11 protein-coding genes are annotated in these 12,828 nt (G+C 69.2%); 8 read left to right on the forward strand and 3 right to left on the reverse strand.

Annotation, left to right across the window (positions count from 1 at the left end; all coding sequences use genetic code 11):
* Positions 1 to 37 precede the first annotated feature (37 nt).
* The 3 genes from AAG565_RS07285 to AAG565_RS07295 all read left to right on the forward strand — a co-directional run bounded on the left by AAG565_RS07285 (position 38) and on the right by AAG565_RS07295 (position 3,331).
* Positions 38 to 808: a YdcF family protein gene (locus AAG565_RS07285; RefSeq protein ID WP_348818906.1), complete on the forward strand. Its 771-nt coding sequence runs from the start codon at positions 38 to 40 to the stop codon at positions 806 to 808.
* A gap of 67 nt (positions 809 to 875) precedes the next feature.
* Positions 876 to 2,465 (forward strand): phosphoethanolamine--lipid A transferase EptA, encoded by a 1,590-nt coding sequence (gene eptA, locus AAG565_RS07290; protein WP_348818907.1) that lies wholly within the window; start codon positions 876 to 878, stop codon positions 2,463 to 2,465.
* The gene (locus AAG565_RS07295) at positions 2,465 to 3,331 is read left to right on the forward strand and encodes a phosphatase PAP2 family protein (RefSeq protein WP_348818908.1); all 867 of its coding nucleotides are present in this window, start codon (positions 2,465 to 2,467) and stop codon (positions 3,329 to 3,331) included. Before eptA ends, AAG565_RS07295 begins: the two co-directional genes overlap by 1 nt.
* On the opposite strand, the gene rsmB is transcribed toward AAG565_RS07295, so the two are convergent.
* Positions 3,304 to 4,635 carry a 16S rRNA (cytosine(967)-C(5))-methyltransferase RsmB gene (rsmB, locus tag AAG565_RS07300; RefSeq protein ID WP_348818909.1) on the reverse strand — a complete coding sequence of 444 codons (1,332 nt, stop codon included), beginning with the start codon at positions 4,633 to 4,635 and terminating at the stop codon, positions 3,304 to 3,306. The genes AAG565_RS07295 and rsmB overlap by 28 nt on opposite strands.
* A gap of 87 nt (positions 4,636 to 4,722) precedes the next feature.
* On the opposite strand from rsmB, the gene AAG565_RS07305 reads away from it, so the two are divergent.
* Both AAG565_RS07305 and AAG565_RS07310 read left to right on the forward strand, forming a co-directional pair.
* Positions 4,723 to 6,576, forward strand: coding sequence for a CocE/NonD family hydrolase (locus AAG565_RS07305; protein ID WP_348818910.1), 1,854 nt, complete (start codon positions 4,723 to 4,725; stop codon positions 6,574 to 6,576).
* 138 nt (positions 6,577 to 6,714) lie between these two features.
* Complete coding sequence (locus tag AAG565_RS07310) at positions 6,715 to 7,419, forward strand: SH3 domain-containing protein (protein WP_348818911.1); 705 nt, start codon at positions 6,715 to 6,717, stop codon at positions 7,417 to 7,419.
* Between the two features lie 15 nt (positions 7,420 to 7,434).
* On the opposite strand, the gene fabR is transcribed toward AAG565_RS07310, so the two are convergent.
* Entirely contained in the window at positions 7,435 to 8,097 is a 663-nt protein-coding gene (gene fabR, locus AAG565_RS07315; protein WP_348818912.1) for an HTH-type transcriptional repressor FabR, read from the reverse strand.
* A 120-nt stretch (positions 8,098 to 8,217) separates the two neighbouring features.
* On the opposite strand from fabR, the gene AAG565_RS07320 reads away from it, so the two are divergent.
* The 3 genes from AAG565_RS07320 (at position 8,218) to AAG565_RS07330 (ending at position 11,767) form a co-directional block, all read left to right on the forward strand.
* Positions 8,218 to 9,306 (forward strand): ferredoxin reductase, encoded by a 1,089-nt coding sequence (locus AAG565_RS07320; protein WP_348818913.1) that lies wholly within the window; start codon positions 8,218 to 8,220, stop codon positions 9,304 to 9,306.
* A 5-nt stretch (positions 9,307 to 9,311) separates the two neighbouring features.
* A complete protein-coding gene (locus tag AAG565_RS07325) occupies positions 9,312 to 10,430 on the forward strand; it encodes an acyl-CoA desaturase (protein WP_348818914.1) in 1,119 nt (372 codons plus the stop codon).
* A gap of 116 nt (positions 10,431 to 10,546) precedes the next feature.
* Positions 10,547 to 11,767 (forward strand): iron-containing alcohol dehydrogenase, encoded by a 1,221-nt coding sequence (locus AAG565_RS07330; RefSeq protein ID WP_348818915.1) that lies wholly within the window; start codon positions 10,547 to 10,549, stop codon positions 11,765 to 11,767.
* Between the two features lie 28 nt (positions 11,768 to 11,795).
* Here the strand turns inward: AAG565_RS07330 and AAG565_RS07335 are convergent, their stop codons facing one another.
* Positions 11,796 to 12,746, reverse strand: coding sequence for a sterol desaturase family protein (locus tag AAG565_RS07335; protein WP_348818916.1), 951 nt, complete (start codon positions 12,744 to 12,746; stop codon positions 11,796 to 11,798).
* Positions 12,747 to 12,828: the final 82 nt, after the last annotated feature.

Consider the following 12,828-nt stretch of genomic DNA (forward strand, 5'->3'; position numbering starts at 1 on the left):
GTTATGCGCTTTCGCGCGCGTCCGGGCGGTTCACCGCATGATGATGGTTCTCAAGCTCCTGACCCTGCTGCTGCAGCCGCTCGGCACGGCGGCGCTGTTGCTGCTGGTCGCGCTGTCGCTGTGGCGGCGCCGGCGCCTGGCGCTGGGCCTGGTCGCGTGCGCGCTGGCCTGGCTGTGGCTGTGGGCGACGCCGTGGGCCTCGACGGCCCTGTGCGCGAGCCTCGAACGCCGCTATGCGGCGCTGCCGGCCGAACGCCTGCCGCACGCGGACGCGATCCTGTTGCTCGGCGGCGGCATCGAGCCGGCGTCGCCGCCGCTGCGCAACGACTTCGACCTGACCGCTGCCGGCGACCGCATCGTCCACGCCGCGGCGCTGTACCGCGCCGGCAAGGCACCGGTGATCGTCGCCACCGGCGGCCGGTTGCCGTGGACCGCCGGCGCCGCCAGCGAGGCCGACGCGATGGCGCAGGCGTTGGCGCGGCTGGGCGTGCCGGACACCGCGATCCTGCGCGAGGACCGCGCCCGCACCACGCGCGAGAACATGCGCTACAGCGCGCCGAAGCTGGCGCAGCTGCACGCACGGCGCGTGCTGCTGGTGACCTCGGCGCTGCACATGCCCAGGGCGATGGCCAATGCGCGCGTGCTCGGCGTCGAAGCGATCGCCGCGCCGACCGACGTCGAAGTGCTGCCGGAACGCCGCTACGGCCTGCTCGGCGTACTGCCGGACGCGCAGAAGCTCGAACGCAGCAGCGCCGCGTTCAAGGAGTATCTCGGCCTGGCGTACGACGCGGTGTTCGGCGTGCGCTGACAACACGTGCAGCGCCGGGTAATGTCTGCAGCGACATGAATCCACGCCCCTGTCGATCGGCTGGCCGATGAGCCGCGAGCGCACGCGCAGGACACTCGGCGCCGTGCCGTTCATCGCGCTGGCGGCGCTGGGCAACGCGCTGCTGTATCACGCGCCGCTGCTGTCGTTCGCGGTGGCCAACCTCGACCTGACCTCGTTCACCGGACTGCTGACGCTGGCCAGTCTGCTGGTCGCGCTGCTGGCTTCGACCGCGCTGCCGCTGCTCGTCCTGGCGCTGGTGTCGCAGCGGCTGCTCAAGCCGTTCTGCATGATCGCGGCCGCCGGCAACGCGGTCGCCGTCTATTTCATCGTCACTTACCAGGTGGTGCTGGACAAGACGATGATGGGCAACGTCCGCAACACCAACGCCGCCGAGGCCTTCGAGCTGTTCCATCCGACGCTGCTCGCCTATGTGGTCGTGCTGGGTGTCGTGCCCATCGCGCTGCTGACGCGGGTGCGGCTGCGGCCGGCGCCGCGGCTGCGGCTCGCCGGGCTTGGCGTGGCGGGCGCGCTCGTGACGATTCTCTGGGCGTATCTCGCGGGGAGCACCTGGCTGTGGTTCGATCACAACGCCAAGAAGCTCGGCGGCATGGTCCTGCCGTGGTCCTACATGGTCAATCTGGCGCGTTACCAGCTGCCCCGGCTGATCGGCGGCGACGCGCCGATCCCGCTGCCCCCGGCGACGTTCCTGTCCGACGAGCGAATCGTCGTGGTCCTGGTGATCGGCGAGGCGGCGCGGCCGCAGAACTTTCAGCTGTATGGCTACCCGCGTCCGACCAATCCCGCGCTGACGGCGGCCGGTGTCATCGCGCTGCAGGACACGACCGCCTGCTCGACGTACACCACCGCGTCGATCCGCTGCATGCTCTCGCACCTGGACTCGCGTTCCGAGTTTTCGAAGCGCTACGAGCCGCTGCCGACCTATCTGCAGCGCCATGGCGTCGATGTGATCTGGCGGTCGCACAACTGGGGCGAGCCGCCGCTGCACGTGCAGACCTACCAGAAGGCCGGCGAGCTCGCCGCCGACTGCCGCGGCGCGGGCTGCGAGCACGACGACGTCCTGCTGCACGGACTCGAACAACGCATCCGCGCCTCGTCGAGTTCGCGCAGCTTCGTCGTGCTGCACCAGATGGGCAGTCACGGTCCGGCCTACTTTTCGCGCTATCCACCGGAGTTCGAGCGCTTCCGCCCGGTGTGCACCTCGGTCGAGCTCGGCCAATGTGCGCACGACGCGCTGGTCAACGCCTACGACAACACGATTCTGTACACCGATCACTTCCTCGCGCGCACGATCGACCTGCTGCGGCGCTTCGAGGACAGGGCGACGTTGCTGATCTACATGTCGGATCACGGCGAATCGCTGGGCGAGTACGGGCTTTACCTGCATGGCACGCCGTGGTCGATCGCGCCGGACGTGCAGAAGAAGGTGCCGTTCATCGTCTGGATGTCGGAGGCGTTCATGCGCCTGCGCGGCGTCGATGCCGAGCGCGTGCGCGCGCAGCCGGTGCACGGCCAGCGCGACATCTTCCATACCGTGCTCGGTGCCCTGCGGATGCGCAGCGAGGTGTACCGCGCCGAGTTCGACGTCTTCAGCCCGGATTACGCCAGGACACCCTGATGCTCCGCACCTATCTGCTGCGTCTGCGCCAGCGACATCGACAGGCCCTCGCGCAGGCCGCCGTGCCGGGCGCCGTGGATCGCAACACCAATCTGCTGCTGGCCGCGGCCGGCGCGCTGGCGGCTGTCGCACTGTTCTCCTGGGGTGGCTATCAGACCGGCTTCGTGCCGATCCATGATGCCGGAACACGGCTGCCGGCGAGTCTGCTGGAGATCCTGACCAGCCTCGGCGACGGCCTGTCGGCGGTGTGCCTGGCCGCGCTGCTCGCCCGCCGCCAGCCGCACGCGCTGTGGCTGGCGGTGGTCGCGGCGGGCTATGCCACGGTGCTGTCGAATGGCCTCAAGCTCCTGTTCCATGCCGCGCGACCGCACGTCGTGCTCGGTCCGGCGCTGGCGGTCATCGGCCCGGAGCTGCACGCGCTCAGTTTCCCGTCCGGCCACACGGTGACGGCCTTCGTCGCCGCCGCGTGCTTCTCGGTCGGCAGGCCGCTCGGTGTCCGTCTGCTGCTCTACGCGCTCGCCTGCGCGGTCGCGCTGAGCCGCGTCTGGGTCGGCGCCCACTGGCCGCTGGACGTGATCGCCGGCGCCGCGGTCGCCGGCCTGGCGGTCGGCCTCGCGGTGCCGACGGTCCGTGCGAACCGCTGGGGCCTGGCACTGGTGCCGCATCTGGCCTTCGTCGCGTCGATCGTGCTCTGCGCGGTGGCGGCCCTGATCCGAGTGCCGGATTACGTCTTGGCCGGGCCCCTCAGCGTGACGGTCGCTTTGCTCGCGCTGACGCTGCTGCTGTGGGACTACGTCTTTGAGCCACTGCGAGGGCGGGCAGCGGCCGCGGGTTCCGATCAGCCGCCTTTTTCGAGCACGCTGTAGTAGAAGCCGTCGCCCGCATCGCCGGGCGCGATGCGGCGTCCAGGTTCGGTGCGTTCGCCCCAGCCTGCCGTGATCGGCACGACGCGCAGGTGCTCGCCGAGCAGGCGGAAGCGCGAAATGATTTCATCGCCCTCGTCGCGTAGCACCGAGCAGGTCGCATAGACCAGCCGCCCGCCGGGCTTGAGCAACGGCCACAGGGCCTTGAGCAGGCGCAGCTGCTGCTGCTGCAGGCCGGCGATGTCGGTGTCGCGGCGCAGCCACTTGATGTCGGGATGACGGCGGATCACGCCGGTGCCGGAGCAGGGCGCGTCGAGCAGGATGCGGTCGTAGGGCACGCGGTCCCACCAACGCGCCGGTTCGCCGGCGTCGCCGGCCATCATCTGCGCCTGCAGCTTGAGGCGACGCAGGTTCTCGTCGATACGGATCAGGCGCTGCGCATCGCTGTCGAGCGCGTGCACCTGCACGTCGGCGCGTTCGAGCATGTGCGCGGTCTTGCCGCCCGGCGCGGCGCAGGCGTCGAGTACGCGCAGGTTCGGCGACAGGTCCAGCAGTTCGACGGCGAGCTGTGCCGAGGCGTCCTGCACCGACACCCGGCCACTGTTGAAACCGGGGATCTTCTCGACCGGCCGCGCTTCGGCGAGCGTCACCGCGTCGGCGGCATGCGGGTGCGCGCTCGCACCGATGTGCATCTCGGCCAGTCGCTCGAGGTAGTCGTCGCGCGTCAGCCGCCGCCGGTTCACGCGCAGCGTCAGTGGGCCCTGCCGGTTGTTGGCCTGCAGGATCGCCTGCCACTGCTGCGGCCAGTCCTGGCGCAGCTTCTCGACGAGCCAGGTCGGGTGCGAATGCAGGATCGCCGGATCGGCCGGCGGCTTCTGTTCCAGTGCCGCGGCCTCGCGCGCATAGCGGCGCAGCACGGCGTTGACCAGGCCGTGGGCCTGCGGGCGCTTGAGCAGCTCGACGCCCTCGACCGTCTCGTGGATCGCCGCGTGCGCGGGCGTCCTGAGCGTGCGCAGCTGGAACAGGCCGACCAGGATCAGCGCGGCCACTTCGTCATCCGCGGCCAGCGGCTTGTCGAGCAGGCGGCCCGACAGCCACTGCAGCATCGACAGCTCGCGCAGCACGCCGTAGGCGAGCAGCCGCAGCATCGCCGCGTCGGCCGGCAGCTTCAGGCGCGCGGCGGCCGGCTCCAGCGCATCGTCGAGGCTGCGCCCGCGCAGCACGGCGCTGATCACGCGTGCGGCGAGCGCCCGCACGTTGGCGTGGTGGCGGACCGCAGGGGCGCGGGGTGGAAGTGGGCGATTCATCGGACGAACGGGGCGCGGCGGCCAATCAGCGCGGATTGCCATGATGGCAGGATTCACGACATCGGGTGCGAGGTCAGGAGCGAGACGATGCGTGCGGGATGGTGGTGGATCGCCGGAGCGATGGCTCTGGCTGCGGTATCCGTGCTGGCCGGTTGCGGCGGCGGCGAATCGTCGGGCGGCGGCGCCGCCGATGCTGCGAGATGGTTCACCTACGAGCGCGCCGAGGACTACCCGGGTGTCGTGCAGATCACCGGCGCGAAGATCGCGATGGACGACGGCGTGCGCCTGTCGGCGACCGTGACCCTGCCGGCGGACGCGAGCGGCAACGCGGTGAGCGCGCCGCTGCCGGTGATCCTGACGCAGACCGGCTACAACAAGAGCATCCCGGCGATTCCGGCCTACAACGAGTTCTTCGTGCGCCGCGGCTACGCGCACGTCAGCGTCGATGTGCGCGGCACCGGCCTGTCCGAAGGCGACTGGGAGGCATTCGGCGAGCGCGAGCAGGCCGATTACGCACAGGTCATGGACTGGGTGGCGACGCAGCCGTGGAGCAACGGCACGGTCGGCACCTGGGGCGCGTCGTTCATGGGCATCACGCAGATCTACACGGCGGCGCACCGGCATCCGGCGCACAAGGCGGTGTTCGCGATCGTGCCGATGGCCGACGGTTACCGCGACATCGTCTTCAGCGGCGGCCAGACCAACATCGGTTTCATCCCGCTGTGGATGGGCCTGGTCACCGGCCTGGGCGCGCTCCCGGCCGAGCCGGACCCGGCGGCGCCGCAGATCATCGCCAGCCATATCGTCAATGCGCTGACCGGCTTCCAGGTGCCGGTGATCGCGCAGTCCGCGATCGGTGTCGGCGGCTACAACTACGATGGCCCGTTCTGGCGCACGCGCTCGCCGATCGAGGTCGCGGACCGCGTGAGCATCCCGACCTTCATCGTCGGCGGCCTCAACGACATCTTCCAGCGCGGCGAGCCGCTGCTGTACGAGAAGATCGCGCGCAACACCACGGCCAAGCTGCTGATCGGTCCGTGGCAGCACCTCGGCGGGTCCAGCGGCGAGGGCCTGCCGCGCGACGGCGTGCCGGACCTGAATCGCATCGCACTGATGTGGTTCGACCGGTACCTGCGCGGCATGGACACCGGGGCCGCGACGGTGCCCGCGGTCACGCAGTACTACTACGGCGAGGAGCGTTACGTCACGACGACGGCCTGGCCGCATCCGCAGGCCCGCGCGCAGCGCTGGTATCTGCGCGCCGACAAGACACTCAGCACGGATGCGCCCGCGGCGGGCGAAGGCAGCAACACCGTCCTGCAGCAGCCGCTCAACGGCATCTGCTCGACCAGCACCTCGCAGTGGACCGCCGGCCTGATCGGCGCCCTTCAGCTGCCCTGCACCCGCGACAACCGCGTCAACGAGAATCCGCTGCTCGAAGTGACGTTCACCAGCGCGCCGATGGCCGAGGACTACGTCGTCAACGGCCCGATCCAGGCCGATGTCTGGATCGCGACGACCGCGCTCGACGCGTCGCTGCTGGTGCGCATCACCGACGTGGCCCCCGGCGGCGCCTCGCGCGAGATCAGCAACGGCATCCTCACCGCGTCGCTGCGCCAGGTCGATGCGGCGCGCTCGCGCTACCTCGACGGCCAGATGATCCAGCCCTGGCACCCGTTCACCGCCGAGTCGCGCGAGGCCGTCGGCATGAACACGCCGGTGCTGCTGCCGGTCGAAGTGTTTCCGTCGAGCTTCGTCATCAAGCAGGGCCACCGCCTGCGCGTCAGCGTCGGCGCCAGCGACTTTCCGCACGGCCTGCCGCCGTTGCTCGACCTGGTCGACCAGGCCGTCGGCGCGCTGACCATCTACAGCGATGCGGCGCGTGCGTCGAGCGTGGTCTTGCCGGCGCTGCCGGCGGCGGCGATCGCATCGGCGCCCTGAGGGTTTTCCCTGTAGGCTGAATTTACCCGGGGGTGTCTGGCCCATTCCCGGGTTTCCTGCCTATGATCCGGGTCAGCCGTCGATAACAACCATCCTTGGCATTCGGGCAGGGGAGGGTCGGGGTCCGGGGGGACCATGGTGAAAGCACTGACCACAGGGATGCTGGTCTGCGCGCTATTGGCGCCGGCCACGTTGTGCGCGAATCCGGCGCAGCAGATCCGCGGCGAACTCGGCGCGTTCCTGAAGACCATCACCGACGGCGCGCAGCTGACGACGCGCCAGTACGCCAGTCCGCTCGAACCCGTCCGCAGCCACGACGGGCGGCGTGCCGTCGAGCCGACGCTCAGCATCGTCGCCGGCCGCATGGACGCGCAGTCCTGCCTGTACCAGCTGCGCATCGATCTGCACTGGCTGCGCGGCACCGCCGCCAACGAGGCCGACTCCGGCGGGCGGACGCTGATCCAGAAGGCGCCCTGCGCCACGCTCACCGACGAAGTGCTGGCGGTCGTGGACTACGAGGTCGCGGCTCTGAATCGCCGCCTGAACGACAGCGGCCGCTTCGCCATCAACAAGGAACGCGAGCAGGTCATCGCCGCGGCGCGCCGTCAGGGCGGCGGATCGCGCGGCGAGGCGGACTACTTCCCGGCGATGACGGTCGCCAGCCGCGTCAATCTGCGTGCCTCGCCTTCGCTGAAGGCGCCGGTGCTGGCCAAGCTCGCGCCGGCCTCGGTCGTCGAGCTGGCGCGCACCGACGAAGCGGACTGGTTCCTGGTCCGCGGGCGCAGCGGTTACGTGCACGCCAGCGCGCTCGAAGCGAGCTATCCGGGCACGACCACCCAGTGATCCCGGCCTGAAAGATCAGGGCCGGATGGCCCGGTTCTGCGCCATCGTCTGCGTGCCGACGACGATCATGCGCACCATCACCGCGAGCTGCTCGGTGATCTCGGCGTGTCTCTCGCGCGGCAGGTCCATCGCGGTCGCGCCGATCGCGAACACCAGGCGCGTGATCGCCTTGGCGGTCAGCGCCGGTTCGTAGAGGCCGGTGCCGTTGGCCTCGGCCAGCCGGATCAGGTCGGCGCACAGCTCGTTCTCGAAGAACTGCAATTCGCGCTCGACCGCCTGCTTGAACGCGTCCGAACCGACCGTGCCCTCGCGCAGCAGGATGTGCAGCAGTTTCTCGTCCGCGCCGAGCTGCTCCATGAAGGTCTCGACCGAGCTGCGCACGACGCTGCGCTCGGTGGTCGCGCGCTGGCGCGCGGCGCCGATGATCTGGCGCAGCGAGCGCCCGGCCAGATCGATCAGCGCGATCGCCAGCTCGTCGATGTCGTGGAAATGGCGGTAGAAGCTGTTCGGCGCGATGCCGGCCTCGCGCGCGACCTCGCGCAGGCTCAGCGTCGAGACGCTGCGATGCGGCCCGACCAGCTTGAGCGCGGCCGTGATGATGTCGTCGCGCGAGATCGCCGCCTTGCGGCCCGCAGGGGCGCGGCGCGCGGCGGTGGTACGCGTTCGGATGGAGGGCACGACGGGACGGCTCCCGGACGGAAACGTCCAGCATGATAACGGCGTCATTAATATACAGTTGTATAGACAGTCGTGCAGTCACCTGTATAATGGCCGTGTCATCCATTCGCCGGATCTCCCGTGCCGACTGCCGCCACGCCGACCGCGCTCCAGCGCCTGCTGTCCCCGCTGGTGGCACCGCACGTCTTCGATTTCTGGGCGTCAAGACTCCATCCGACCTGGTCCTGGCAACGGCCGCTGGCGCGCGTCGTCGAACGCCGCGTGGAAGCGCGCGATGCGGTCACGCTGGTGCTGCAGCCCAACCGCCATTTCGCCGGCTTCGTGCCTGGCCAGCACGTCCATGTCAGTGCCGACATCGACGGCGTGCGCGTCACGCGCAGCTACAGCCTGACCGGGCTGCCGCGTCCCGATGGCCGCGTGTCGATCACGGTCCGGCGCATCGACCAGGGCCGCATGAGCACGCACCTGTGCCGGCGCATCGGCGTCGGCGACGTGGTCGAGCTGGGCCCCGCCTTCGGCGACATGACGCTCGCGGTCCGGCCCGAAGGCCGCTGGCTGTTTCTCGCCGCCGGCAGCGGCATCACGCCGCTGATGGGCCTGACGCGCCAGCTCGCGCAGGACGGCTTTCCGGCCGAACTGACGCTGATCTACTGGGCCAAGACGCGCGCGGAACTGTGCTTTGCACAGGAACTGCGCGAGCTGGCGGCGCGCGCGCCGCGTTTCCGGCTGCACCTGGTGCTCACGCGCGAAACGGATCTGCTGGTGAACGAACGCAGCGGACGCCTCGATGCGGTGCTGCTTCAGGACCTCGTGCCGGATCTGGCCTCGCGCCGGGTCTATGCCTGCGGCCCGGCCGGCTTCGTCGCGACCGCGCGCCAGCTGACCCAGGGCATCGCGCAGTCCTTTAGCGCGGAGGCTTTCACGCCGCCGATGCCGACCGACGAAGCGACCGGCACCGTGCGCGTCGAGCTGCGCGCCAGCGGCCGCACCCTGGAAATCCCGGCGGGCCAGGCGCTGCTGCCGGCTCTGGAAGCGCAGGGGGTGACCCCCGCCTACGGCTGCCGCATGGGCATCTGCAACACCTGCGCCTGCGGAAAGCTGTCTGGCACCACGCAGGATCTGCACAGCGGCGACAGCAGCGCCGAAGCGAGCAGTGCGCTGCGCCTGTGCATCAGCCGCGCCTGCACCGACCTGATTCTCGATCTCTGACCGCCATGACGACGACCGCTCTCAGCCGTCCCCTGTCCGCCGAAGAACTGCAGCGTTTCGGCGCCGAACTCGACGCGCTGCGCGCGCGCCATGTCGCCGATCTGGGCGAGAAGGACGCGCGCTACATCCGCCGCATCGTCGCGGCCGTGCGCTACACCGAGGCCGCGGGTCGCGCGCTGCTGTTCTTCGGCCTGTTCGCGCCGGCCTGGGTGCTGGGCACGCTGCTGCTGGGCCTGTCCAAGATCCTCGAGAACATGGAGCTGGGCCACAACGTGATGCACGGCCAGTACGACTGGATGCGTGACCCGACGCTCGACGGCAAGACCTACGAATGGGACATCGTCGGCACCTCCGACAACTGGCGCAAGACGCACAATTTCAAGCACCACACCTACACCAACGTCCGCGGCATGGACGACGACATCGGCTACGGCCTGCTGCGCCTGTTCCCGGAACAGAAGTGGAAGCCGTTCTACCTCGCGCAGCCGCTGATCGCGGTGGTCTTCGCGCTGCTGTTCCAGTGGGGCGTCGCCATCCAGGAGCTGCGCATCGGCCGCTGGTGGCACGGCAAGATGAGCGCCGCCGAGCTGCGCGAGAAGTTCCGTCCGGTCGGCCGCAAGATGCGCCGCCAGCTGCTCAAGGATTACGTGCTGTTCCCGCTGCTGGCCGGGCCGTTCTGGATGCCGGTGCTGCTGGGCAACTTCGTCGCCAACGGTCTGCGCAATCTGTGGACCTACATGATCATCTTCTGCGGCCACTTCACGGCGAACGCCGAGGTCTTCCCCAAGAGCGTCCTCGACAACGAGACCCGCGGGCACTGGTACCTGCGCCAGCTGCGTGGCTCGTCGAACCTCAAGGGGGGGCCGCTGTTCCACATCCTGTCCGGCAACCTGAGCCACCAGATCGAGCACCACCTGTTTCCGGACATTCCCGCGCGCCGCTACGCCGAGATGGCGCCAGTGGTGCGCGAGATCTGCGCGCGCTATGGCCAGCACTACAACACCGGCTCGCTGGCGTCGCAGTTCGGCCAGGTGGTCTGGCGCATCCTGCGCCACGCCTTGCCGAGCCGGCCGCGCGCGGCCGCGCCGCTGGCTCTCGATGGTGCGCAGCCGGTCGCCGCCTGAGCATCCGGTATCGCGCTGCCCTATTGACGGCGCCGGGTCGCCGCAGCGGACAATCGCGCCCTCCGGATGACCGGACCGGGCGCCAGAAGCGCCCGCTCACACGATTGGGGGCTGCGATGATCCCGTTTTCGATCAAGGTACTGTTCTTCAGGTTCTTCCAGTTTCTGCTGAAGTGGTCCACCAAGCTGCTGAACTTCCGCACGCCGGAACTGTTCAGCGGGCCGGGCTCGTCGCTCAAGCTGTGCGAGCACATCGCGGCGCAGGGCGTGCAGAGCCTGCTGATCGTCACCGATGCGATGCTGGTCAAGATCGGCCTGCTGCAGCCGATGCAGGACAGGCTCAAGCAGCTCGGCGTGAACTTCGTCGTTTACGACGGCGTGCTGCCGAACCCGACCATCGAGCAGATCGAGACCGGCCTGGCGATGCTGCGCAAGGAAGGCTGCACCGCGATCCTGGCGATCGGCGGCGGTTCGTCGATCGACGCCGCCAAGGTCATCGCGGCGCGCGCGAAGAACCCGCACAAGATCGTGCACATGGCCGGACTGATGCGCGTGATCTTCAAGCCGATGCCGCTGTACGCGGTGCCGACCACCGCCGGCACCGGTTCGGAAGTGACGATCGCCGCGGTCGTGTCCGATCCATCGACGACGCGCAAGTTCGCGATCATGGACCCCAAGCTGGTGCCGATCGGTGCCGCGCTCGATGGCGCGCTGATGACCGGACTGCCGCCGGCGATCACCGCGGCCACCGGCATGGACGCGCTCACGCACGCGGTCGAGGCCTACATCTCGCGCAACCACACGCCGGCGACGGACAGGGAAGCGCTGGAAGCCACGCGCCTGATCATGCAGAACCTGCCGACCGCGGTGAAGGACGGCCAGAACATCGAGGCGCGCCAGAACATGGCGCTGGCCTCGTTCAAGGCCGGCGTCGCGTTCACCACCGCGGGCGTCGGCTACGTGCACGCGATTGCACACAACTTCGGCGCCTACTACCACGTGCCGCACGGCCTGGCCAACGCGATCATCCTGCCGCGCGTGCTCGACTTCTCGAAGCCGGACTGCACGCCGCGCCTGGCCAGGCTTGCCGAGGTCAGCGGCCTGAAGAAGGGCAACGAGAGCGAGGAGCAGCTCGCCGACGCCTTCATCGCCAAGGTGCGCGCGCTCAACGCCGAGTTCGGCATCCCGACGCAGGTCGACAAGCTGCGCGCGCAGGACATCCCCGAGATCGCCGACAAGGCGCTGTCCGAGGCGCACTGGTTCTACGCCGTGCCGCGCTACATGGACAAGCCGGAGTGCGAGTCCTTCATCCGCGGCATGCTGCCGCAGGCGGCCTGACCGCGACGCAAGCTCCGTAGGGCCGCTCCTACGACTGCGTTGCCGCAGACCGGGAGCTGCCGGTCTTGCGTTCCCACTCCGGCGGCATCCACAGGTGCTTGATGCGCTCGGTCAGCGCGCCGGAGCGCAGCATGTCGCGCACCATGTCCACGTACTCGTGCGTCCAGGCGACGACCAGGCTGGTCGTGTGCACCGGCCGCGTGATGCCGTAGCGGATCGGCTGGTCCGCGCGCTCGGCGGCGAAGGTGCCGAACATGCGGTCGAAGACGATGAACACGCCGCCGTAGTTGGTGTCGAGATAGCCCGGGTTGCTCGCGTGGTGCACGCGGTGGTGATTGGGCGTGTTGAACACGTACTCGATCGCCGGGTGCAGCTTGTGGATCAGCGTCGTGTGGATGAAGAACTGATAGACCAGCGACAGCGCGTAGCAGACGCCGATCCACACCGGGTTGAAGCCGACGAAGGCCAGCGGCACGTAGAACAGCCAGCCGCCGTTGAAGATGTTGGTCGCGTTCTGGCGCATCGCCGTCGAGAAGTTCATGCGCTCCGACGAGTGATGCGTGACGTGCGCGCACCAGAACCAGCGCACGCGGTGCGAGACGCGGTGGAACCAGTAGAAGCAGAAGTCCGTCAGCACCCACAGCAGCGCGCCGGTGGCCCAGTTCAGCTCGATGTCGAGCAGGCGGTGCTGGTAGGCGAACGCATAGACCGGGAAGGCGATGAGGCCGGCGAACAGCAGCTCGGTGACCTGGTAGCCGGCGCCGAGCATGAAGTTGCGGATGGCCTCGCCGGTGTCCATCAGCCGGCGGTCGTTACGGATGCGCAGGTATTCCCAGAACGCGACGCCCAGGAACACCGGCGTGGCGATGACGAAGATCAGCTGCCGAGCGTCCAGCGCCAGCCACGGCGCGATCACCGCGTACAGCTCGGCCAGTCCGCTGCGCGTCCACACATCCAACATCGCGTCCACCAGGTTCATCCTGCCTTCTCCTCACTTCGGTCATTGCCGACGCTGCCATTGTTCCGCGGGTGGCGCCGCTCAAGCTTGACGATCGGCGCCC

The organism is Fontimonas sp. SYSU GA230001, assembly GCF_040066175.1.
GTDB lineage: Bacteria > Pseudomonadota > Gammaproteobacteria > Nevskiales > Nevskiaceae > Solimonas.

What these genes read in the sequence shown, in the direction of transcription:
- AAG565_RS07285 (WP_348818906.1), top strand. Translation starts at nt 38, where the DNA reads ATGATGATGGTTCTCAAGCTCCTGACCCTGCTGCTGCAGCCGCTCGGC.
- eptA (WP_348818907.1), top strand. Translation starts at nt 876, where the DNA reads ATGAGCCGCGAGCGCACGCGCAGGACACTCGGCGCCGTGCCGTTCATC.
- AAG565_RS07295 (WP_348818908.1), top strand. Translation starts at nt 2,465, where the DNA reads ATGCTCCGCACCTATCTGCTGCGTCTGCGCCAGCGACATCGACAGGCC.
- rsmB (WP_348818909.1), bottom strand. Translation starts at nt 4,635, where the DNA reads ATGAATCGCCCACTTCCACCCCGCGCCCCTGCGGTCCGCCACCACGCC.
- AAG565_RS07305 (WP_348818910.1), top strand. Translation starts at nt 4,723, where the DNA reads ATGCGTGCGGGATGGTGGTGGATCGCCGGAGCGATGGCTCTGGCTGCG.
- AAG565_RS07325 (WP_348818914.1), top strand. Translation starts at nt 9,312, where the DNA reads ATGACGACGACCGCTCTCAGCCGTCCCCTGTCCGCCGAAGAACTGCAG.
- AAG565_RS07330 (WP_348818915.1), top strand. Translation starts at nt 10,547, where the DNA reads ATGATCCCGTTTTCGATCAAGGTACTGTTCTTCAGGTTCTTCCAGTTT.
- AAG565_RS07335 (WP_348818916.1), bottom strand. Translation starts at nt 12,746, where the DNA reads ATGAACCTGGTGGACGCGATGTTGGATGTGTGGACGCGCAGCGGACTG.